This window comes from Vibrio sp. 10N.286.51.B11, from assembly GCF_041469245.1.
In the GTDB taxonomy this organism is placed as follows: domain Bacteria; phylum Pseudomonadota; class Gammaproteobacteria; order Enterobacterales; family Vibrionaceae; genus Vibrio; species Vibrio crassostreae_C.
In genome coordinates, this window is the sequence record NZ_JBFRKI010000009.1 from 64,011 (window position 1) to 87,358 (window position 23,348).

At 45.1% G+C, this 23,348-nt stretch carries 22 protein-coding genes; 18 read left to right on the top strand and 4 right to left on the bottom strand.

The window, feature by feature from the left end; all coding sequences use genetic code 11:
* Positions 1–11 precede the first annotated feature (11 nt).
* Positions 12–551 carry a DUF3332 domain-containing protein gene (locus tag AB4154_RS05345; RefSeq protein WP_017070352.1) on the top strand — a complete coding sequence of 180 codons (540 nt, stop codon included), beginning with the start codon at positions 12–14 and terminating at the stop codon, positions 549–551.
* 138 nt (positions 552–689) lie between these two features.
* On the opposite strand, the gene AB4154_RS05350 is transcribed toward AB4154_RS05345, so the two are convergent.
* On the bottom strand, positions 690–2,162 hold the full coding sequence (locus AB4154_RS05350; protein ID WP_017060790.1) for an aminoacyl-histidine dipeptidase: 1,473 nt from the start codon (positions 2,160–2,162) through the stop codon (positions 690–692).
* Positions 2,163–3,225: 1,063 nt separating this feature from the next.
* Here AB4154_RS05350 and AB4154_RS05355 point away from each other — a divergent pair.
* From AB4154_RS05355 to pgpA, 14 genes are all read left to right on the top strand, one after another.
* Positions 3,226–4,515 (top strand): NCS2 family permease, encoded by a 1,290-nt coding sequence (locus AB4154_RS05355; protein ID WP_017060789.1) that lies wholly within the window; start codon positions 3,226–3,228, stop codon positions 4,513–4,515.
* 84 nt (positions 4,516–4,599) lie between these two features.
* Positions 4,600–5,064 (top strand): oxytetracycline resistance phosphoribosyltransferase domain-containing protein Tet(34), encoded by a 465-nt coding sequence (gene tet(34) / locus AB4154_RS05360; protein WP_009847475.1) that lies wholly within the window; start codon positions 4,600–4,602, stop codon positions 5,062–5,064.
* 89 nt (positions 5,065–5,153) lie between these two features.
* The gene (gene frsA / locus AB4154_RS05365; RefSeq protein WP_017060788.1) at positions 5,154–6,407 is read left to right on the top strand and encodes an esterase FrsA; all 1,254 of its coding nucleotides are present in this window, start codon (positions 5,154–5,156) and stop codon (positions 6,405–6,407) included.
* Between the two features lie 144 nt (positions 6,408–6,551).
* Positions 6,552–6,941: a sigma factor-binding protein Crl gene (gene crl / locus AB4154_RS05370; protein WP_017060787.1), complete on the top strand. Its 390-nt coding sequence runs from the start codon at positions 6,552–6,554 to the stop codon at positions 6,939–6,941.
* A 76-nt stretch (positions 6,942–7,017) separates the two neighbouring features.
* Positions 7,018–8,202 (top strand): glutamate 5-kinase, encoded by a 1,185-nt coding sequence (gene proB / locus AB4154_RS05375; protein ID WP_017084187.1) that lies wholly within the window; start codon positions 7,018–7,020, stop codon positions 8,200–8,202.
* A gap of 66 nt (positions 8,203–8,268) precedes the next feature.
* Positions 8,269–9,519 (top strand): glutamate-5-semialdehyde dehydrogenase, encoded by a 1,251-nt coding sequence (locus tag AB4154_RS05380; RefSeq protein WP_017060786.1) that lies wholly within the window; start codon positions 8,269–8,271, stop codon positions 9,517–9,519.
* Between the two features lie 156 nt (positions 9,520–9,675).
* Positions 9,676–10,125 carry a transcriptional regulator NrdR gene (gene nrdR, locus AB4154_RS05385; RefSeq protein ID WP_004734394.1) on the top strand — a complete coding sequence of 150 codons (450 nt, stop codon included), beginning with the start codon at positions 9,676–9,678 and terminating at the stop codon, positions 10,123–10,125.
* 40 nt (positions 10,126–10,165) lie between these two features.
* Positions 10,166–11,245, top strand: coding sequence for a bifunctional diaminohydroxyphosphoribosylaminopyrimidine deaminase/5-amino-6-(5-phosphoribosylamino)uracil reductase RibD (gene ribD, locus AB4154_RS05390; RefSeq protein ID WP_372122424.1), 1,080 nt, complete (start codon positions 10,166–10,168; stop codon positions 11,243–11,245).
* A gap of 69 nt (positions 11,246–11,314) precedes the next feature.
* A complete protein-coding gene (locus AB4154_RS05395; protein WP_010436361.1) occupies positions 11,315–11,971 on the top strand; it encodes a riboflavin synthase in 657 nt (218 codons plus the stop codon).
* 108 nt (positions 11,972–12,079) lie between these two features.
* Complete coding sequence (gene ribBA / locus AB4154_RS05400) at positions 12,080–13,189, top strand: bifunctional 3,4-dihydroxy-2-butanone-4-phosphate synthase/GTP cyclohydrolase II (protein WP_017060784.1); 1,110 nt, start codon at positions 12,080–12,082, stop codon at positions 13,187–13,189.
* 295 nt (positions 13,190–13,484) lie between these two features.
* Positions 13,485–13,955, top strand: a complete 471-nt coding sequence (ribE, locus tag AB4154_RS05405; RefSeq protein WP_004741508.1) for a 6,7-dimethyl-8-ribityllumazine synthase — start codon at positions 13,485–13,487, stop codon at positions 13,953–13,955.
* Positions 13,955–14,422 (top strand): transcription antitermination factor NusB, encoded by a 468-nt coding sequence (gene nusB / locus AB4154_RS05410; protein WP_004734399.1) that lies wholly within the window; start codon positions 13,955–13,957, stop codon positions 14,420–14,422. The genes ribE and nusB overlap by 1 nt, the downstream gene beginning before the upstream one ends.
* Positions 14,423–14,536: 114 nt before the next feature.
* On the top strand, positions 14,537–15,511 hold the full coding sequence (gene thiL, locus AB4154_RS05415) for a thiamine-phosphate kinase (protein WP_017066823.1): 975 nt from the start codon (positions 14,537–14,539) through the stop codon (positions 15,509–15,511).
* Entirely contained in the window at positions 15,511–16,017 is a 507-nt protein-coding gene (gene pgpA / locus AB4154_RS05420; RefSeq protein ID WP_017060782.1) for a phosphatidylglycerophosphatase A, read from the top strand. Before thiL ends, pgpA begins: the two co-directional genes overlap by 1 nt.
* A 119-nt stretch (positions 16,018–16,136) precedes the next feature.
* Here pgpA and dxs read toward each other — a convergent pair whose 3' ends face one another.
* The 3 genes from dxs to xseB are packed head-to-tail and all read right to left on the bottom strand — an operon-like array spanning position 16,137 to position 19,189.
* On the bottom strand, positions 16,137–18,020 hold the full coding sequence (gene dxs / locus AB4154_RS05425) for a 1-deoxy-D-xylulose-5-phosphate synthase (RefSeq protein WP_372122425.1): 1,884 nt from the start codon (positions 18,018–18,020) through the stop codon (positions 16,137–16,139).
* Positions 18,021–18,041: 21 nt separating this feature from the next.
* Positions 18,042–18,926 (bottom strand): (2E,6E)-farnesyl diphosphate synthase, encoded by an 885-nt coding sequence (gene ispA, locus AB4154_RS05430; RefSeq protein ID WP_102393211.1) that lies wholly within the window; start codon positions 18,924–18,926, stop codon positions 18,042–18,044.
* 20 nt (positions 18,927–18,946) lie between these two features.
* The gene (xseB, locus tag AB4154_RS05435) at positions 18,947–19,189 is read right to left on the bottom strand and encodes an exodeoxyribonuclease VII small subunit (RefSeq protein ID WP_004734405.1); all 243 of its coding nucleotides are present in this window, start codon (positions 19,187–19,189) and stop codon (positions 18,947–18,949) included.
* 297 nt (positions 19,190–19,486) lie between these two features.
* On the opposite strand from xseB, the gene pomA reads away from it, so the two are divergent.
* From pomA to thiI, 3 genes are all read left to right on the top strand, one after another.
* Positions 19,487–20,251, top strand: coding sequence for a flagellar motor protein PomA (gene pomA, locus AB4154_RS05440; RefSeq protein ID WP_017060778.1), 765 nt, complete (start codon positions 19,487–19,489; stop codon positions 20,249–20,251).
* A gap of 12 nt (positions 20,252–20,263) precedes the next feature.
* Positions 20,264–21,211, top strand: a complete 948-nt coding sequence (locus AB4154_RS05445; protein ID WP_017060777.1) for a flagellar motor protein MotB — start codon at positions 20,264–20,266, stop codon at positions 21,209–21,211.
* Positions 21,212–21,529: 318 nt separating this feature from the next.
* Positions 21,530–22,978 (top strand): tRNA uracil 4-sulfurtransferase ThiI, encoded by a 1,449-nt coding sequence (thiI, locus tag AB4154_RS05450; RefSeq protein ID WP_372122427.1) that lies wholly within the window; start codon positions 21,530–21,532, stop codon positions 22,976–22,978.
* The last annotated feature ends 370 nt before the right edge of the window (positions 22,979–23,348 follow it).

Below are 23,348 nucleotides of genomic sequence, written 5' to 3' on the forward strand. Positions count from 1 at the left end.
TTGAGATCAAAATGAAAAAAACAATTTCAAAAGTTGTAGCACTAGCGGTGGTATCTGTTGCTTTATCTGGCTGTGTTGGTAGCAACGCAGTAACGGGTTACCTAATGAAGTTCAACATCAAGGCTGTTGATAACCGTTACGCTCGTGGTGGTTTGAACATGCTATTTGCACCTGCATACGGTCTAACAGTTGCTGCCGATTACCTAGTATTCAACTCACTAGAGTTCTGGACTGGTAGCAACCCACTAACAGGTGCTCCGCACATCTTTGATACTAAGACTGATACTTACCTAGACATCAACCACCAACTTGATCCGTCTCTAACGGAAGCGCCAGTGGGTCCTATCACGAGTGCAGATGTGATCGAAAAAGGTCAAATGCAGCAGATTGATGAAAACACGATCCAAATGGACATTACTTACCAGTCTGGTGAGCGTGCGACGTTAATCGGTGTTCGTGATGGCGAGATGGTGACGTACTTCATCGATGGCGAAGTTGTGGCACAAACTTCAATTGATGAGCTAGAAAGCTACGCGGCTTCACGCGCTTAATTGTTTATTTAGTCACAAGTAGTAGCTACAAAGATTAGATACAAAAACAGGTACTCATTGAGTACCTGTTTTATTTTGTCTCAGATAAACGGTGTTTACTGTAAAACACCATTTACTGAACAAACATAGCTTATCGAATTAAGCTTTTTCTGGGATCGCTTCAAGCAATGCAACCATTTGGTTCCAGAATAGCTCAACGGTGTCGATCTTCACTTTCTCATCAGGAGAGTGCGGAAACTTGATGGTTGGGCCGAAAGAAACCATATCCATGTTCGGGTAAGGTTCTTTGAATAGACCACACTCAAGACCAGCATGGATAACCATGATGTTTGGCTTGTGACCGTAGATACCTTCGTACATGTCGCGGAAGATATGCATGATTTCTGAATCTGCGTCTGGTTTCCAACCTGGGTAAGCACCAGAGAACGCGATGTTAGCGCCTGCTAGTTCAGCAACAGAGTGAAGCATGCTTTCTACTTGGCTACGACCTGAATCGATAAGAGAGCGGATCAGGCAAAGTACTGTGATTGAGTTCTCTTCTGTTGTGATAACACCTACGTTTAGAGACGTTTCCACAACACCTTCAATCTCGTCACTCATACGAATCACGCCGTTTGGACATGCGTTAAGTGCAGCGATAAAGCGAGCTTGGTCTGCTGACGCAAGTGCGCCCATTTCTACAGAAGCTTCTTCATTGAAAGTCACGATGCTGTCTTCTACTTTACCTAGCTCTGTTGAAAGCAGCTCAGTGTAGTAGTTGTATAGTGAAGCCAGTTTTTCTTGGTTTGCCGCAGGAACAGCAACCGTTACGAAACCTTCACGAGGGATCGCGTTACGAAGGCTACCACCTTTGAATTCGACGATGCGAAGGTCTAGCTCTTTTGCGTGACCCGCTAGGAAGCGAGCAAGCAGTTTGTTTGCGTTTGCACGACCTGTGTGGATGTCACAACCAGAGTGACCGCCTTTTAGGCCTTTTAGCGTTAGCTTACGTGTTACGAAGTCAGCTGGAATCGCATTACGAGCAATTTCAAATGTCATTGCGCCGTCGATACCGCCAGCACAACCCATGTACACTTCGCCTTCTTGCTCTGAATCGGTGTTAAGAAGGATATCGCCTTCTAACCAACCCGCTTCAAGACCGAAAGCACCAGTCATGCCTGCTTCTTCATCTACTGTTAGTAGAACTTCGATAGGGCCGTGCTGGATTTCGTTTGAAGCAAGAACCGCTAGGCAAGAAGCCATGCCCATGCCGTTATCAGCGCCAAGCGTTGTGCCTTTAGCTGTAACCCACTCACCATCAATGTATGGTTGAATTGGATCTTTAGCAAAGTCATGAACTGTGTCTTCGTTCTTTTGTGGAACCATATCGATGTGAGCTTGTAGCACTACACCTTTTTTGTTTTCCATACCCGCCGTTGCTGGCTTTTTGATGAATACGTTACCCGTTGGGTCACGACGTACATCTAGGCCTTGCTCTGTTGCCCAAGCAATAATGTATTGAGCAAGCTCTTCTTCATGCTTAGAAGGGTGTGGGATTGAGCAAATCTTATCGAAGAACTGCCAGATAGGGGCAGGGGATAATTTACTGATCTCAGAATGGAATTCAGACACGGATGACTCCTTTTTTATTTAATAACCATATATTTAGGTTTTGCATGGGGAAAAACCTAGAACAAAAATCTAAAATATGGGTCTGTTTTGATGGCAACAGCATACCACTTGAGCGTTTTGACGAGTAGCGGTTCTAAACCTCAAATAGCTCAAATTTTGAAAGCGATCTTGTCCATCTGATCACAGCTAAGCGCCTTGATGCTTATAAATGGAGCAGGCAAACGTTTGTTTAATTCTATTTTGTAATTTTATTACAAGATAAGTTTGCAAAATAACCGTAAATGGCCAAAAATGTGACGTATAGCAAAAAATACTTGTAATCTTTTTTCTTTAGGGTATATTAATAACCAACTTCTGAGATGAAGAGTAAATGCTCAAAGGATGAGTCCGTTTTATCGCCTCCAAGGAACCGAGAAATCAAATTCGTTTTTTATTGATTTATTAAGGTGATAGTTATGAAAGGTTTACCATCTGCAATGTTCTGGATTAACAGCTCTGTTTACACTAGCAACTTTGCATACCCTACAAGCTTTGGTTACTAATACCGTAAGCATGTAACTCGAACAGTTTTGTTCACCCCTATATATTGGAATTCTTTTACAGCCCTTTTGGTTGACAGATTCTACCGCCACTCAGTTTTGAGTGGCGTTTTTTTTGCCTGCTACTTTTCCAAACCGCTTTCGCTTGTCACTTTCCTTGCTGTTCTGCGTGGTTGTTTTTTAAACGCCGAAATATCAATTTGCGCCTTATTACTGATCCTGTTGAAAAATACATAACTATTGTGAGTTTGAATTCAGAATTTACTGGCTAGATTATCAATGAAAATAACCGATGGTAGAAAAAACAACCAACTAGTTTTAGTGAGTCTATTGTTGTTAATTGTTTGTTTTTAATGGTTATTTATCGATGATATCTTCATTTTTAATCGCTTTGTTTCATACGGCATTCTGATAAATATCGATTAGAGCCTTAATTCTATCTGGAATTTGTTATTTGATAACTTTATAATCCACAGCCAATCGATTACGCAACCGTTTACTTTTTACCCTTATAGGATTCGATAATGTTCGAAAAGCTATTCAAACTCAGTGAAAATGGCACCAATGTGCGCACTGAAATCATCGCAGGTCTAACAACCTTCCTAACAATGGCTTACATCATTTTTGTAAACCCAATGATTCTAGCTGATGCTGGTATGGACCATGGCGCTGTATTTGTAGCAACCTGTTTAGCGGCTGCTATTGGCTGTTTCATCATGGGCTTTGTTGCTAACTACCCAATTGCTCAAGCTCCAGGCATGGGTTTGAACGCATTCTTTACCTACGCTGTTGTAATGGGTATGGGTTATACGTGGCAAGTTGCTCTGGCAGCGGTTTTCGTATCAGGCGTAATCTTCATCTTCTTAAGCATCTTTAAGATCCGTGAATGGATTATCAACTCGATCCCTATGTCTCTGCGTGTTGGTATCTCTGCAGGTATCGGTCTTTTCCTAGCGTTTATTGCGCTTAGCAATGCAGGCATCGTTGTTTCTAACCCAGCAACTAAAGTTTCACTGGGCGACATTACCGCGATTGCTCCTATCCTAGGCTCACTTGGTTTCTTCCTAACGATTGCTCTTGTTCACCGTGGCGTGAAAGGGGCAGTAATGATTGCGATTCTAGCTATCACAGCTCTTGGCATTGTTATTGGTGACGTTCAATACGGCGGCATCATGTCTACACCACCAAGCCTTGCTCCTACATTCATGCAGCTTGATTTCTCTGCTGTATTTGAAATCGGTATGATTTCAGTGGTATTCGCGTTCTTGTTCGTCGATTTGTTCGATACAGCGGGTACTCTGGTTGGTGTTGCAACGAAAGCAAACCTAATCAAAGAAGACGGCAAACTACCTCGTTTGAACAAAGCACTGCTTGCTGACTCTACAGCAACATCTATTGGTGCACTGCTAGGTACATCAAATACTACTTCTTATGTTGAGAGTGTTGCGGGTGTTGCTGAAGGCGGCCGTACCGGTCTAACGGCTGTTGTTGTTGGTATCTTATTCCTACTGGCTCTTTTCTTCTCGCCACTTGCAGGTATGATTCCGGCTTACGCAACATCAGGTGCACTTTTCTATGTAGCAATTCTGATGATGTCTGGCCTAGTTGGCATTGATTGGCGTGATCTTACGGAAGCAGCACCAGTCGTGGTAACATGTCTGCTTATGCCGCTGACGTACTCTATCGCTGAGGGTATCTCACTAGGTTTCATCGCTTACGCTGCAATTAAGCTGCTAAGTGGTAAAGGTCGCGACGTTTCTCCTGCTGTGTGGGTAATGTCGGCTATCTTTATTCTTAAATACATTTTCGCTTAATCGTCTAGATTTCTGCTTAATCGCTGAAGAGGCTATGTTTGAAATAGCCTCTAATAACATGACAAAATTATTAGGTTTTATACTATGAGCAACAAATTCGTTATCACTTGGGACAACATGCAGACTTACTGCCGTCAACTTGCTGAAAAGCAAATGCCAGCAGAGCAGTGGAAAGGCATCTGGGCAGTAAGCCGTGGTGGTTTGGTTCCTGGTGCAATCTTGGCTCGTGAGCTAGGTATTCGTCACGTAGATACGATTTGTATTTCTAGCTACGACCACGATCACCAACGTGATATGACAGTAGTTAAAGCACCTGAAGGTGACGGCGAAGGCTTCCTAATCGTTGAAGACTTGGTTGATAGTGGTGACACTGCACGTAAGCTTCGCGAAATGTACCCTAAAGCGAAACTGATCGCTGTATGTGCAAAACCATCTGGCGCTGATTTGCTAGACGAGTACATTGTTGATATCGCTCAAGACACATGGATTGAGCAACCTTGGGATACTAGCCTAAGCTACGTAGAGCCAGTAAATCGCAAGTCAAAATAAGCGTAAACTTAGTTTTTTGAGAAATGACCCTTTATAGGGTCATTTTTTTTTATATTATTAGTGACAACCATTTCTTATTAAGTATCCCTATGTCTGAACCAGAAGAAACGAGCTCGAACCTTTCGGAAACTTTGTTTGTAAAGCACAAGCAAGCGAAAGAGACCTCAATGTTGACACAATACATGCCAAGCTCTGAAGCGCTATTGGATGAGAAACGTGAACAGCAAAACTCATCATGGTATCGAAACCTAAGACGTCTTCAGTGGGTATGGCAAGGCGTTAATCCAATAGAGCAGGAAGCGGTATTGGCTCGCATCGCGTCATCAGATAACTCTCGTACAACCGATGAGTGGCTTGATACGGTCATGGGTTACCGAAGTGGTAACTGGGCATACGAATGGACCAAGCTGGGTATGCAGCATCAAAATCGTTCTAATGAGAAGAATGGTGAAGAGATGGCTGAAGAGCTATTTTCCGCATCGTTGTGCTTCAGTATTGCGGGTTACCCACACCTCAAGAACGACAACTTGGCAGCTCAGGCTCAAGTGTTGGCCAACGCAGCGTATTCTGAAGCGATCAAGCACACTAAGTTGATCGTCAAGCAGATTGATATTCCATACCAAAACAAGAAGATCAAAGCGAACTTGCATCTAACCAAGACAGATAAACCACAACCGGTTGTGATTGTCAGCGCGGGTCTAGATAGCTTGCAAACCGATATGTGGCGCCTGTTTAGGGATTATTTAGCACCTAAGAACATTGCTATGTTAACGGTAGACATGCCATCAATAGGGCACAGTGCACATTGGCCGTTAACAGAAGACTCATCTTGTCTTCACCAAGCAGTGCTGAATGAATTGCCTAACATCCCATGGGTCGATCACCACAAAGTCGGCTTGTTTGGTTTCCGCTTCGGTGGCAATGCGATGGTGAGATTATCTTTCCTCGAGCAACATAAGATTAAAGCGTGTATTTCTTTAGGCGCGCCAATTCACGATATCTTTGTTCATGCAGACAAACTTAAGCAGATGCCTAAAATGCATCTAGATGTGTTGGCTTCGCGCCTTGGTAAAGGGGCGGTCGATATCAATAGCCTTTCTGGGCAGTTGATGGCGTGGTCACTCAAGGTACAAGGTTTGCTGTCAAACAGTAAAACCAGTGTTCCTATCTTGGCATTGGCTCTGGAAGGCGACCCGGTTTCACCGCCAATGGATAATCAACTGGTTGCTATTTACAGTGATTACGGAAAAGCGAAGAAAATCAAAGCTAAGTCAATTACACAAGGTTATGAGCAATCCCTCGAATTGGCGATAAAGTGGCTTGAGGATGAATTATTTAGATGACATTTCTCCTAAATTAGTTAAGCATGAAAAATGTACAAACTAAGTACCTGATACTCAGAGGTCATTTATAAAATCCAAATGCGTAGTTTCTACGTATAACAGTCTGAGTAACGTCATTCTTAACATTGAAAATGGAGATTCAATATGTCAGAAGTGACACAACAACCTACGCATTACCGCTTGTTGAATGTTTTAAAGGCGATCGGGCCTTACTTAAGGGAACCGCAATCAGAAGAAGGCCACTATATCTTTGATTGCTTGTCTGTATGTGTGAACGATAAAAAATCACCAGAAGAACGCGAGTTCTGGGGCTGGTGGCTGGAATTGGATAAGTCGGAAGAGGGATATTCGGCGAAGTACAATATCGGCAAGTACAACATCGATGGTAACTGGGATTCTTTGCCGTTACCTAAAAAGGCGGTCGCTGAGGTCTCTCGAACTCAAGAAGCCTTCCACAAGAAACTGGTTGATGAACTTCAAAGTAAGTTTGAAATCAGTATCCAATTAGACGAAGAGTCTGTCGAATTCGTCTAATTTTAAAGGTTACTCTTCTATATAAAGCAAAAAGGTGCGATTTCGCACCTTTTCTGCTTGTGAATTCCCCTTTTGATTGCTAAAACATCACCTCTTATTTGTTTTATTCATAAAAGACTTCATGACAACAAATCATCAAAGCGGGACAACAACACAGCGTAAAACTGTCGTTGTTAAACTGGGTACCAGTGTCTTAACTGGTGGAACATTGGCATTAGACCGCGCTCATATGGTTGAGCTGGTTCGTCAATGTGCTGAATTAAAAAAACAAGGCCACTCTGTGGTTATGGTTTCGTCTGGTGCAATTGCAGCAGGACGTGAGCACCTTGGTTACCCCGCACTTCCCAACTCAATGGCGAGCAAACAGTTGCTTGCGGCAGTTGGGCAAAGTCAGTTGATTCAAGTTTGGGAGTCTTTGTTTGCTATCTATGGCCTTAAGATTGGCCAGATGCTACTGACTCGTGCTGATCTCGATGATCGCGAGCGTTTTCTTAATGCACGTGACACGATCAACGCACTGGTTGAGCACGATATTATTCCGGTAGTAAACGAAAACGACGCAGTAGCAACCAACGAAATTAAAGTGGGCGACAATGATAACTTGTCGGCCTTAGTGGGTATTTTGTGCGGTGCTGATAAGCTTTTGCTACTAACAGACCAAAAAGGCCTGTTTACGGCTGACCCTCGTAAAGATCCAAATGCTGAGCTCATCAAAGAAGTGAAAACCATTGATGACACGCTGCGTAAGATCGCAGGTGGCAGCGGTACTACGTTGGGTACTGGCGGCATGGCGACAAAACTGCAGGCGGCTGACATTGCTCGTCGCGCAGGCATCGAAGTGATTATTGCTGCGGGCAGTGCTGAAAATGTGGTGTTTGATTCACTGAGTGATAACCCACAAGGCACACGTTTCTTGCCTTTAGCGGAAGCGCTTGAAAACCGTAAACGCTGGATTTTAGCGGGCCCTGCTTCAGCAGGTGACATCGTGGTTGACGACGGCGCAGTAAACGCAGTCAACACCAAAGGCAGCAGCTTGTTGGCGAAAGGGGTTGTTCGAGTTAAAGGCGAATTCTCTCGTGGTGAAGTTACCCAAGTCACAGACAGCAAAGGCAAAGTAATTGCGCGTGGTATCGCCAGTTATTCAAGCCAAGACCTAGCAAAAATTGCAGGCAAGCACAGTAAAGATATTGGCGACATCCTTGGATACGATTATGGGTCAGAAGTCATTCACCGTGACGACCTAGTTGTAATCCAAGAGTAGCTCGTGATGATAAGGTGAATCACCTTTTTGCATCCAAAGACAGACAGAATTTAGGGAGAGTTAAACGTGGATTTAACTAACATGGGTATCGCAGCAAAAGACGCTGCTTTCCACCTAGCGACCGCATCTACGGCGCAAAAGAATAAAGCATTGGCGATTATCGCTGATGAGCTAGAAGCAAACGCAACAACGATTTTAGAAGCGAACGCGAAAGACATCGAACTGGGTCGTGAAGCGGGTTTAACTGACGCACTGCTCGATCGTCTACTTCTTAACGAAGAGCGCTTAACCGGTATCGCTAACGATGTTCGTAACGTGATTAGCCTGAATGACCCAGTTGGCAGCGAAATTGACAGCAAAGTACTAGAAAACGGTATGTCACTGTCTCGCCGCCGCGTGCCACTTGGTGTGGTGGGTGTTATCTATGAAGCGCGTCCGAACGTAACCATCGATATTGCAGCTCTGTGTCTGAAGACAGGTAACGCAAGCATTCTACGTGGTGGTAAAGAGACGTTTTTCTCGAACATGGAACTGGTTAAGGTTATCCAGTCTGCATTAGAGAAAGCGGAGCTTCCAGCCGCTTCTGTTCAGTACATCGAGAAGCCTGATCGTGAACTCGTTTCTCAACTGCTTAAACTGGACGACTACGTGGATATGATCATTCCTCGTGGCGGCGCTGGTCTGCACAAGATGTGTAAAGAGAACAGCACCATCCCAGTAATCATCGGCGGCTTTGGTATCAGCCATATCTTCGTTGATGAAAGCGCTGATCTTGAGAAATCTGTCGATGTGGTCGAAAACTCAAAAGTTCAACGTCCATCAGCGTGTAACTCGTTAGATACACTGCTAGTGCATGAAGCGGTTGCTGAAGCTTTCCTAACTAAGCTGAAACAGCGTTTAGCCGGCAAGGTAACCTTAGTTGCTGATACCAGTGCAAAATCGCTGCTAGCGGGTTTTGAAGACCAACGTGATGCGGTTGAAGGCGACTTTGACACTGAATGGCTAAGCTACACGCTAGGCGTGAAAGTGGTAGCGGATGTGGCAGAAGCGATTGACCACATGCGTGTACACAACGCGAGTCATTCAGATGCGATCATGACCAATAGCTTAGAGAGCTCAGAGCGTTTCATTAACTCTGTTGGTTCTGCAGCGGTTTATGTGAATGCATCAACACGTTTCACTGATGGAGCACAGTTTGGTTTAGGTGCTGAAGTTGCCGTGTCTACTCAGAAATTGCATGCTCGCGGCCCAATGGGCTTAGAAGAGCTGACAAGCTACAAATGGGTAGGTAAAGCGAACTATTTAGTCCGCGGTTAACGCTGGTCGTTAATTTTACTCCTCAGCTCATTTTTGAAATGGCGGTCGAGTAGCAATAATCAATGAATCACCACACAAAAGGGCCTTAATTGGCCCTTTTTCTTTCCTAACGTTTGGCAATTCCGTTACACTGATATTCAATTATTTGGAGGTGATATGCATTGTCCTTTTTGTTCAGAGAACGACACTAAAGTAATCGATTCAAGACTGGTAGCCGATGGCCATCAGGTTCGTCGTCGCCGTCAATGCCTTGCATGTAGTGAACGTTTTACTACGTTCGAATCGGCAGAACTTGTGATGCCTAAAGTCATAAAGTCGAATGGAAACCGCGAACCATTTAATGAAGATAAAATGGTGGGTGGTGTACAGCGCGCCCTAGAAAAACGCCCAGTGAGTGCTGACGCGATTGAACTTGCGATCAGTACGATTAAGTCACAACTCCGTGCAACTGGTGAGCGTGAAGTACCAAGCGAGATGATTGGTAATCTTGTGATGGGCCAATTGAAAGAATTGGATAAAGTGGCGTACATTCGTTTTGCCTCTGTTTACCGCAGCTTTGAAGACATCCGAGAGTTTGGCGAAGAAATCGCTAAATTAGAGGATTAACTCCTCAATCATGTCAAACTTTACTCCCCTAGATTTTCAAATGATGTCGCGTGCTATTCAGTTAGCAAAACGCGGCATTTACACTACTGCGCCAAACCCTAATGTGGGTTGTGTCATTGTACAAACCGACGGTCAGATCGTTGGTGAAGGTTTTCATGCCAAAGCTGGCGAACCTCATGCTGAAGTACATGCCATGCGAATGGCAGGCGACAAAGCAAAAGGTGCGACGGCTTATGTCACGCTAGAGCCTTGTTCTCATTACGGTCGAACGCCGCCTTGTGCTGAAGGTTTGATTAAGGCTCAAGTAGCCAAAGTGATTTGTGCCATGCAGGACCCAAACCCAAAAGTCGCAGGTCGTGGTATCAAAATGCTACGCGATGCGGGTATTGAGGTTGAAATCGGTTTGCTAGAGCAAGACGCTCTCGACTTGAACCCTGTATTTATCAAGCGTATGCAAACGGGCATGCCATTCGTTCAGTTAAAGATGGCGGCTAGCCTTGATGGGCAAACGGCATTGGAAAATGGTCAAAGCCAGTGGATCACATCGCCAGAAGCACGTCGTGATGTTCAGAACTACCGAGCAAAATCAGGCGCTGTGTTGTCAACTAGCCAGACGGTGATTGAAGACAACGCGTCGTTGAATGTTCGTTGGGCAGAGTTGCCAAGCAGTATCAAAGGTCATTACGCTGAAGACGAGCTGCGTCAGCCGATTCGCGTGATTCTTGATCGTCAAAACCAACTGCGTCCTGAACTCAAGTTATTCCAGACTCCAACATCGGTGTTGAGAGTTGCCGAAGCATCTGCTGATATTGAAGTCGCAACCACAGATGCAGGTCAGCTCGATTTGCACGATCTGATGCGTCAATTACCTGCCAATCATATCGACCATATTTGGGTCGAAGCGGGCGCAACATTGGCAAAAAGCTTGATTGAAGAGCAGCTGGTGGATGAGCTAATCCTTTATTTAGCACCTAAACTTATGGGCAGTGACGGACGAGGTTTGATGGGTGCATTAGGGCTCACTTCAATGTCTGACGTTATTGACCTAGAAATTAAAGATGTTCGACAGGTTGGTGTGGATATTCGCATCGTTGCGAAACCCGTATTTCGAAACAGATAGTAACGAAACCACAGTGGAAATAGTTACTCCAACTGCATACGTGTCGTTGACAACAAAAAGAGTTTTAAAATGTTTACAGGAATTGTAGAAGCCGTAGGTACATTGAGTGCAATCACTCCCCGCGGAGAAGACATCACCGTAACGGTTAATGTTGGTAAGCTTGATATGGCTGACGTTAAGTTAGGCGACAGTATCGCTACCAATGGTGTGTGTTTGACAGTTGTTGAATATAACGACCACAGCTACAGTGCAGATCTTTCGCTTGAGACCCTGAAAAAAACGGGTTTTGTCGATTACCAAGCGGGCGATAAAGTTAACCTTGAGAAAGCAATGTTACCAACCACGCGTTTCGGTGGACATATAGTGTCTGGTCACGTTGATGGCGTGGGTGAGATTGTTGAACGTAACCAAGTTGGCCGTGCGATTGAATTCTGGGTAGAAATGCCAGCAGAAATCTCAAAATACGTGGCTCAAAAAGGCTCAGTAACAGTTGATGGCATTAGCCTGACTGTGAACGATTTACGTAAGAACGCATTCAAGCTGACTATCGTTCCTCATACTTCTTCAGAAACCACCATCGACCAATTCAATGTCGGTCGTAAAGTGAATCTAGAAGTTGATGTATTAGCACGTTACATGGAGCGTTTACTGCAAGGTCAGCAACAAGAATCTGAGCCTGAATCTCGATTAACGATGGAATTCTTACAGCAGAATGGTTTTGCCTAACCGTTGATACAAAGTGCGTTAAGCGAGACTTTGTAAAGCGAAGCAATATCATCAGGTTTAAATAGTGTCGGTTCTAGGAAGCAGAACCATTTCAAAGGATATAGAACAATGCCAATTAGTACTCCTCAAGAAATTATTGAAGACATTCGCCTAGGAAAAATGGTTATCCTGATGGATGATGAAGATCGCGAAAATGAAGGCGATCTGATCATGGCAGCAGAACATGTGACGCCAGAAGCGATTAACTTCATGGCGATGTACGGCCGTGGTTTAATTTGTCTGACGCTAACCAAAGAGCGTTCAAACCGCATGGGTCTAGCGCCTATGGTTCAAGATAACAACGCACAGTACACCACTAACTTTACTGTTTCGATTGAAGCGGCAGAGGGCGTAACAACGGGTATCTCTGCATCAGACCGTGCAGTGACGGTTCAAGCGGCAGTGGCGAAAGATGCGAAAGCGGCTGATCTTGTTCAACCTGGTCATATTTTCCCACTGACAGCGCAAGATGGCGGTGTTCTGACTCGCGCAGGACACACAGAAGCAGGTTGTGATTTAGCACGTCTTGCAGGCTGCGAGCCAGCATCGGTTATCGTTGAGATCCTTAACGACGACGGTACTATGGCTCGTCGCCCTGACCTTGAAGTGTTTGCTGAAAAACACGACATCAAGCTAGGCACGATTGCTGACTTGATTGAATACCGCAACAACACAGAAACAACGATTGAGCGTGTAGCACAATGCCATTTACCAACAGAGTTTGGTGATTTCGAGCTGGTGACTTACCGCGATACAATTGATAACCAGATCCACTACGCGATGCAAAAAGGCGACCTATCTGAAGGTGCTCCTTTGGTACGTGTTCACCTGCATGACACGTTCACCGATCTGCTTCATTCAGACCGTGGTACTGAACGCAGCTGGTCGCTAGATAAAGCGATGAAGCGTATTGGCGACGAAGGCGGTGTGTTGGTTATTCTTGGCAACGAAGAGTCGTCTGATTCTTTGATTCACAAAGTGAAGACATTCGAAGCGCAAGACAAGAACGAGCAGCCAACTATGGCGAAGAAGCAGGGTACCTCGCGTCGTGTTGGTGTCGGTTCTCAGATTCTTCAAGATCTAGGTGTGCACGATATGCGTCTGCTTTCTTCAAGCACTAAGCGTTACCACGCATTGGGTGGTTTTGGCCTTAACGTTGTTGAGTACGTTTGCGAATAAACCATGCGTTAGCAAGCAGACGTTTCTCCGTTTGTAGCAACATAATTTACCGATGATTTCAGTGGCTCTTTTGGTGATAAATCTTGCCAAAAGAGCAAAGTAGCCAAGTCCGACTCAAAACGTGTTCAACACACAAACTTGGTTACTCGCTGTTCCTATATGCTTGGGATCAGCGCTGCATTATCATCTTTACATTGCCGGTGTCTGTTCTTCTAAATTACCATTAGATATTGCTCACAGTTTTGTGCTAGAATCCGGCGATTCTCACTTGATGAAAATAGTTAAAGGAAGGCTTATGAAAGTGATCGAGGGTGGCTTCCCAGCGCCAAATGCAAAAATTGCTATCGTTATTGCTCGTTTCAACAGTTTTATTAACGAAAGTTTACTTTCTGGTGCAATCGATACTTTAAAGCGTCATGGACAAGTAAGCGAAGACAACATCACTGTTGTTCGTTGCCCTGGTGCAGTAGAACTTCCACTTGTAGCGCAGCGCGTTGCAAAAACAGGTAAGTTCGATGCGATTGTATCTCTTGGTACAGTAATTCGTGGCGGTACACCTCACTTTGACTATGTTTGTAGTGAATGTAATAAAGGTTTGGCACAAGTGTCTCTGGAATATTCTCTTCCAGTAGCGTTTGGTGTTCTTACTGTTGATACGATCGATCAAGCTATTGAACGCGCAGGAACCAAGGCTGGTAATAAGGGTGCAGAAGCAGCACTTAGCGCACTTGAGATGATCAACGTTCTTTCTGAAATCGATTCCTAATGGGGGCCAGTGTGAAACCAGCCGCACGTCGTAACGCACGTCAATTTGCTCTACAAGCAATTTATTCTTGGCAAATTACTAAAGAAAATATTGCTACCGTTGAAGAACAGTTCTTATCTGGTGGTAAGTATGATGAAGAAGAGCATCATGCTGCAGAGCCTGCTCTTGCTATGCCAGAAACAGACGTTGCATACTTCCGCGACTTACTAACTGGTGTTGCTCTTAGCCACATGGAACTTGATAGCAAGCTTCGTCCATTCGTATCTCGCCCTATGCAAGATCTGGATCTGATGGAACTAGCGCTTCTACGTTTAGCTATGTACGAGATGACTCGTCGCGAAGATGTACCATACAAAGTGGTTATCAACGAAGCTATCGAGCTTGCAAAAGTATTTGCAGCAGAAGACAGCCATAAGTTTGTTAACGGTGTGCTTGATAAAGCTGCACCGCACGTTCGTAAGAAATAAGACGTTCGTATATTGAATCTAAAGGTCAGCTTTTATGCTGGCCTTTTTTGTAACTAAATTTCTGTAATATCCATGATTACGGCGATTTTTATGAGACTAAAGATAGGGCATGTGATGTCTGGCGAATTTAACCTGATTGAAAAATATTTTGTAAATCGACAACCACAACGTAAAGACGTTCTTCTAGCTGCTGGCGATGATTGTGCTTTGGTCAAAGCGCCGGGCAATGTTGAGATAGCGATCAGCACGGACACCTTAGTGGCTGGTACCCATTTCTTAGCTGAGGCGAATCCGGCTTGGGTGGCACACAAAGCGTTGGCTTCCAATATCAGTGACCTTGCTGCAATGGGCGCGACGCCTGCTTGGGTGTCTTTTGCTTTAACCATGCCTGAAATCGATGAAGCATGGCTTGCTCCCTTCTGTGACTCCTTTTTTAAACTCGCAGACTACTTTGGTATTCAGTTAATTGGTGGCGACACAACCAAAGGTCCACTAAGCCTGACACTGACGGTACAGGGCTTTGTTCCTGAAGGACGAGCGCTGCGCAGAGATGGCGCGAAAGTGGGCGACTGGATTTACGTAACAGGTAATCTAGGTGACAGCAAAGCTGGCTTAGAAGTGTTACTTAACCCTGAGCAGAACAGAGCGAAGCCCTATGCTGCTGAGCTTGAAGAGAGACATTATGTGAGCGCCCCACGAGTGTTAGCGGGTCAGGCTCTAGTGAACCTTGCTTCATCTGCGATTGATATCTCTGATGGCGTTATTGCTGATTTAAAACATATCCTTAAGCGTTCTCAAGTTGGCGCGAGTATTGATGTAAGCACGCTGCCTATCTCTCCAGAGTTACGTCAGTTCGCTCCTGATATCACTTCAGCTCAGCAGTATGCGCTAACGAGTGGTGAAGAGTACGAACTGTGCTTTACTGTACCAGAAGAGAATAAAGGGTCGCTGGAAAGTGCTTTGTCACACACTGGTACAAAAGTCACCTGCATTGGCCAGATAAGACCTGTAGAATATTTTGAATTACACAATAATGGTGAACCACTAAGCTGGAACTTAACTGGTTACGATCACTTTAAGGTTAATTGATGACAAACCCACTTTCTCTTATTTCTCTTAAAAATCCTTGGCATTTCTTAGCAACGGGTTTTGGCAGTGGCTTATCGCCTATTATTCCCGGCACAATGGGCACGCTTGCGTCAATTCCGTTGTACCTATTGTTGGTTCAGCTACCGTTTCCTGCTTACGTTGCCGTGGTGGTGGTAAGCTGCATTATTGGTATTAAGATCTGCCAAGTAACGTCTGATGATATGGGCGTGCATGACCACGGTTCTATCGTTTGGGATGAGTTTGCGGGCTTTTGGATCACCATGAGCTTAGTGCCTATGCTGAATATCCCTGCCGATGACTGGAAATGGCTTCTGACTGGTTTTGTGCTTTTCCGCTTCTTTGACATGGTAAAACCTTGGCCGATTGGTTGGCTAGATGCGCGAATTCACGGCGGCTTGGGTATCATGATTGACGATATTGTAGCGGGTATTATGGCGGCTATTTCGTTGTATGCCGTGGCACATTTCGCAGGTTGGTTAGTGTGAGTTAACTGAAGGGCTAAGGTTTAGTTGGCGATACACCAAACTAATTAGCAGATACTAAAAAGGTTGACCCTAGGGCCAACCTTTTTTGTTTGCGGAGCTTACGAGCTTACGTATTAAAGCTACTTGGCAAGATAGTCAGTGATAGACTTCTCAATGCCTTTCGCGTCCAAACCAAGCTCTTCATGCAGTTCGCCTTGCGTACCTTGAGCAATGAACTTGTCTGGTAGGCCAAGGTTCAATACTGGCATCAGCAGTTTCTCTTGCATCAAGAACTCAATCACACCTGCGCCCGCACCACCTGCAATCGCATTCTCTTCGATAGTTACCAGTACATCGTGGTCAGCAGCAACTTGTTTGATCAGAGCTTCATCGAGTGGTTTCACAAAGCGCATATCTGCAACTGTCGCATCGATGACGTCAGCGGCTTGAAGTGCACTCTCAAGGAAAGTACCAAAGCTTAAGATAGCGACTTTCGAGCCATCTTTTGTTTTTTCGCTTTCGCGAACGATACGACCTTTACCAATCTCAAGCGCGGTAAATTTATTTTGTATCTCAGTACCCATACCATTACCGCGAGGGTAACGAACGGCACTTGGACCTGTATGCTGGTGGCCAGTGTAAAGCATTTGGCGACATTCGTTTTCGTCGCTTGGCGCCATGATCACCATGTTTGGAATACAACGCATAAAGCTTAAGTCGAACGCACCTTGGTGTGTTTGACCATCAGCACCGACAAGACCTGCACGGTCAATAGCGAACATGACCGGTAAGTCCATGATAGCCACATCGTGGATCAGTTGATCGTAGCCACGTTGTAGGAACGTCGAGTAGATAGCGACAATCGGCTTATCACCCGCAATCGCCATACCCGTTGCTAGGGTCACAGCATGCTGCTCAGCAATTGCTACGTCGAAGTATTGTTCTGGGTACTCTTTCGAGAAACGCACCATGCCAGAACCTTCACGCATTGCAGGCGTGATCGCCATTAGCTTAGGATCTTGCGCCGCCATATCACACAGGAAGTCACCAAAAATCTTAGAGAAAGTTGGTTTAGAGCTGGTGCTCTTAGGCAGACTTGAGTGTGCTGGATCGAATTTCGGTACGCCGTGGTAACCGATTGGATCTTTCTCAGCTGGCTCGTAGCCTTTGCCTTTCTTAGTCATGATATGCAGGAACTGAGGGCCTTTAAGGTCTCTCATGTTCTTAAGCGTTTTAATCAGCTCATTGACATCGTGACCATCAATTGGGCCAATGTAGTTAAAGCCTAACTCTTCGAACATGGTGCCAGGGACAACCATGCCTTTTAGATGTTCTTCTGTACGACGAACCAGCTCTTTAATCGGCGGAACGCCTGATAGCACTTTCTTGCCGCCCTCACGAATTGACGTGTAAAGACTGCCAGAAAGAACTTGAGCTAGGTGGTTGTTTAGCGCACCTACGTTTTCAGAGATCGACATCTCGTTATCGTTCAGGATAACCAGCATGTCATTGTGAATATCGCCCGCGTGGTTCATGGCTTCAAATGCCATACCCGCAGTAATCGCGCCATCACCAATCACACTCACGACTTTACGGTTCTTGCCTTCTTTCTTCGAACTGATAGCCATACCAAGTGCAGCACTGATCGATGTTGAAGAGTGACCAACAGAAAGGGTGTCGTATTCGCTCTCTTGACGCCATGGGAATGGGTGCAGTCCATCTTTTTGACGGATAGTCGACAAGCGGTCGCGACGACCTGTAAGAATTTTGTGCGGGTATGCTTGGTGACCAACATCCCAAACCAACTGGTCAAAAGGCGTGTTGTACACATAGTGCAGAGCAACTGTCAGCTCTACTGTACCTAAGCCTGACGCTAAGTGACCACTTGACTGGCTCACTGAGTTAAGAAGATAGGTACGTAATTCATCACAAAGCTGTGTCAGCGTCTCTTTTGGAAGTAGACGCAAATCCTCTGGCTTATCAGCCAAAGCAAGAGTTGGGTACTTTGATATATCAAGAGTCATAGGTAATGCGCGCTTATTGTCTTAGTTCTTGCGCTCGATGACGTATCGGGCGAACTCTTCGAGTAACTGGGTATTGTATGGGATTGCAGCCAAAGCTTGAAGCGCTTCCTGTAGCAGAGTTTGCGCTTTTTCTTGAGCGCCCTCTAAACCTAGCAAAGAAGGGTAGGTGCTTTTGTTCAATTCTTGGTCAGAACCCTGTGGCTTACCCAAAGTTTCAGTATCGCCAGTGATATCTAAAATATCATCTTGAACCTGGAATGCTAATCCAATGGCGTCGGCGTACTTGTCTAATTGAGGCATCACTTCAAACGCTTTTTCACCAGCAGCGAGAGCACCTAAACGAATCGCACATTTCATTAGCGCGCCCGTTTTATTGCGGTGAACTTCTTCTAACTCTTCTAGCGTGACAGAGCGGTTTTCAGCTTCAATATCAAGTGCTTGTCCAATGCACATACCTTGTGCACCAGAGGCTTCGGCTAGGCGTTGAATCATTCGAACGCGATTGCTTTCACCGTCAGCACTTAATGTACCTTCCGCAAGTATAGTAAATGCCAGAGTTTGTAGGGCATCGCCCGTTAAAATGGCGGTCGCTTCATCGAATTTGATGTGACAGGTCTGATGGCCACGACGCAGTTCGTCGTCGTCCATTGCTGGCAGGTCGTCGTGAATCAGAGAGTAGGCATGAATACATTCGACTGCAGAAGCTGGAGTGTCGAGTTCTTCAGCGGTGCAACCGAGCATCTCCCCTGTAATATAGACAAGAAATGGACGCGCGCGCTTGCCGCCTAAAAGTAACCCATAACGCATTGCGTTGATCAGGTTCTGATTTTGGTGTGGCAGGCGATCAAGCCAAAGGTTCAGTTGCTCGTTATTACGTGCCTGATAAGACAATAAAGTCTCGATCATAGGGGATCTCATACAATTCGTTATTCTGGTTGTGGGTTAAAGTCACTAAGTTCTGCGTTTTCATCATTTTGCAGTAGGATGCTAACACGCTGTTCAGCATCGTTTAGTTTGCTTTGACCGGCACGAGCGAGGGAGATACCTCGTTCAAATTTTTTCAGCGCATCATCTAAAGCTAGATCACCGTTTTCTAGTTGATCAACCAAGCCGTCGAGCTCTTCGATTGCCGCTTCAAAGCTCATATTTTCAGGTTTCTTAGTAGCCATAATAAATCTGCGTTTGGAAAGATGAACGAACGTTACCTTAGGGCGTTGAGATGGTCAAATGTAACCAATAAATTTTGCTAGAAAGTTCGTTTTTAAGAGGCTTGAAGCCACTTTCATCTAATAACCTCACCTTTATCGAGTTTATGACTGCTCGAGAACGGGGAAGCGGGTAATAGTTGTGATACAAAAAGCAAAAGTGTGATACTTAGGCCAAGAATTTACTAAAAGATCTTATAGTCTTGCCGATAAAAAGATTATCGTCGACATAGAGCTACAAAAAAGCATGAGGAGTGCTCAGTGGATTTAGCAACCCTAATAGGTTTGATTGGTGGATTTGCCTTTGTAATTATGGCAATGATCCTAGGTGGAAGCCTCGGGATGTTCTATGACACGACATCCATTTTGATCGTAGTTGGGGGCTCAACCTTTGTTGTTCTAATGAAGTTCACCATGGGACAGTTCTTTGGTGCGACTAAAATCGCAGGCAAAGCTTTTATGTTTAAAGCGGATGAGCCTGAAGATCTTATTGCGAAAGTTGTAGAGATGGCTGATGCGGCTCGTAAAGGTGGTTTTTTAGCACTGGAAGAGATGGAAATTAACAACAGTTTCATGCAAAAGGGCATCGATCTTTTGGTGGATGGCCATGATGGAGATGTAGTTCGTGCTGCACTGCAAAAAGACATCGCATTAACCACAGAGCGTCATGAGCAGGGCGCGAAGGTGTTCTCTGCATTTGGTGATGTAGCACCCGCGATGGGTATGATTGGTACCTTGGTTGGCTTGGTTGCCATGCTTTCTAACATGGATGATCCAAAAGCGATCGGCCCTGCGATGGCGGTGGCACTTTTAACCACCCTATATGGTGCGATTCTTTCGAACATGGTGTTCTTCCCAATTGCCGACAAGCTTGCGCTGCGTCGTGACCAAGAGACACTCAACCGTCGTTTGGTTATGGATGGCGTACTCGCGATTCAAGATGGTCAGAACCCACGAGTAATCGATGGTTACCTGAAGAGCTACCTAAACGAAGGTAAGCGTACGATTGATGGTGAACCTGCGTAAGAGGAGTTGAAGATGGATGAAGAAAATCCATGTAAATGTCCTCCTCCGGGATTGCCTCAATGGATGGGGACATTTGCTGACTTGATGTCACTGCTGATGTGTTTCTTCGTACTGCTGCTCTCATTCTCTGAGATGGACGTACTGAAGTTCAAACAGATCGCTGGCTCGATGAAATTTGCGTTTGGTGTACAAAACCGCTTGGAAGTGAAAGACATTCCTAAAGGCACCAGCATCATTGCACAAGAGTTTCGACCTGGTCGTCCAGAGCCGACACCGATTGATGTGATCATGCAGCAGACGATTGATATTACGCAGCAAACGCTTGAGTTTCATGAAGGTGAATCTGAGCGTGCTGGCGGTACCATGCGTGATCAAGGCAAGATGACCGGAGGCAAGTCGCCAGAGGTTTCGACTCACGACAATCAAAACTCTGAGTCAGACCAACAGCAACAACAAGCTGAAGCTCAATCGCAAGAGATGGAAACCTTGATGGAAAGCATCAAGAAGGCGTTGGAGCGAGAGATAGACCAAGGCGCGATTGAAGTTGAAAACCTTGGCCAGCAGATTGTGATTCGAATTCGTGAGAAGGGTGCATTCCCATCGGGTTCTGCTTTCCTACAGCCTAAGTTCCGACCTTTGGTGAGACAGGTTGCTGAGTTGGTGAAAGATGTTCCGGGTATCGTTCGAATCTCAGGGCACACCGATAATCAACGTCTTGATTCCGAGCTTTATCGCTCTAATTGGGACTTGTCATCACAGCGAGCAGTGTCTGTTGCTCAAGAGATGGAAAAGGTGCGTGGTTTCTCTCATCAACGCTTGAGAGTACGCGGCATGGCGGATACCGAGCCAGTCGAGCCGAACGATACTGAATGGCAACGTAGCCTCAACCGCCGCGTTGAAATCAGCATCATGCAGGGCGAGCCGCTTTACAGTGACGAAGTGCCTGTTATTAATGAATAGCCGATACGTGTACACACGGTAGCATGCAGATAGCATCGAAAGCCCAACCTTATAATGAGGTTGGGCTTTTTGTTTGCTGGTCTTCAATGGTTCTCTCTGCGGCATTTATGTCGTTTCGAAACCTGCTACTGTTAATAACAAGCGGTTTAATGATGGTGTTACAGCAAGCACTCTTTTCCTTGCTTCACTTTCTCATGTATAATTCGCGCCCTTAGATTTAGATATGATCTATTCTTGCTTCAAGTGCTGTGTAAATTCTCTAATTTACTTGGCGATGAGCGTTTTCAAAATTTTGAACATTAATGTTGTGAAAGTACTATGAAATTTATTGTTAAGCCCCATCCGGAAATTTTTGTAAAAAGTGAATCGGTGCGTAAGCGCTTCACAAGGATTCTAGAGTGCAACATTCGTAACGTTATTCAACGTCGCTGTGAAAGTGTTGCGGTATTCAACCGTCGCGATCATATTGAAGTGACGTCTGAGAGTGACCAGTACTACGCAGAAGTGTTAGAGGCTCTGACTCACACTCCAGGTATTCACCACTCTCTTGAAGTTCAACAGTCTGAATTCAAAGACTTGCACGATATTTACGAGCAAGTACTAGAACGCAGCCGTGCTGACATTGAATGCAAGACTTTCTCTGTACGTGCTAAGCGTCGTGGTAAGCATGACTTTACCTCTATTGAACTTGAGCGCTACGTAGGCGGCGGTCTAAACCAAGCAGTTGAGTCAGCGAAAGTTCGACTTAAGAACCCTGATGTAACCGTTAAGGTTGAAGTGGCTAACGACAAGCTAAACCAAGTTCTAGCTCGTCACAAAGGCCTCGGTGGCTTCCCTCTTGGTACTCAAGAAGATCTACTGAGCTTGATCTCTGGCGGCTTTGATTCTGGTGTTTCAAGCTACCTGCACATCAAACGCGGCTCTAAGGTTCACTACTGTTTCTTCAACCTTGGTGGCCCAGCGCACGAGATTGGTGTTAAACAAGTGGCTCACTACCTATGGAATAAATACGGCTCATCTGCAAAGGTGAAGTTCATTTCTGTAGACTTTGAACCTGTGGTTGCTGAAATCCTTGAGAACGTAGAAGACGGCCAAATGGGCGTTGTTCTTAAGCGTATGTTCATGCGTGCTGGTGGTATGGTTGCAGACAAGTTCAAGATCGAAGCGTTGGTTACTGGTGAAGCACTAGGTCAGGTATCAAGCCAAACGCTAACTAACCTGCGTCACATCGACAACGTGACAGATACTTTGATTCTTCGTCCGCTTATCAACTGGGATAAAGAAGACATCATCGACCTTTCTCGTATCATCGGTACTGAAGACTTCGCTAAGGTAATGCCTGAGTACTGTGGTGTTATTTCTAAGAAGCCAACAGTGAAAGCGAAGAAAGGCAAACTGGAAGCAGAAGAAGCTAAGTTTAACTTTGAAGTGCTGGATCAAGTGATCGAGAACGCTCGTGTTATGGATATCCGTGACATCGAGAAAGAGAGCCAAGAGCAAGCGCCTGAAGTTGAACAAGTTCAAGCTGTTGCTGAGCACGCTATCGTTCTTGATATCCGTAGCCCAGAAGAAGAAGACGAAAGCCCATTAGAGATCGAGGGTGTTGAAATTAAACACATCCCATTCTTCAAGCTTTCGACTCAGTTTGGCGACCTAGACCAAGCGAAAGAGTACTTGCTGTACTGTGACCGTGGTGTAATGAGCCGTCTACAGGCACTTTACCTACAAGAGCAGGGCTTCCATAACGTTAAGGTTTACCGCCCATAGTGGTGTGTTGACCAAGCGTTAATCATTTTGCAAAGCCGTTTACTGAAAAGTAAGCGGCTTTTTTATTTTCTATTGTGAATGATTTACAGTAGTCAGACAGAGGCGTGAGTTTGGGCGTGCTATCGTCATGCTCAGCTTTGAAATTTTTGATTGATAGAAAGAGTGTGTTCTAAACGGGTTTATAAGTACCGAAGAAGTGTGAGTATCTTGAAGTATTCTGTTACTTTTTAGTGCAACTCAATGGTGCTATTTGTATGTGTTCAGTTGATTATTTGAGTGGGTGTCTGATTCTGTGATTGGCGATGAAAAATAATAAAGATTAATTAGCACAGCTATTGATAAACTTGTTGTTACATTTCTTTGCACATAA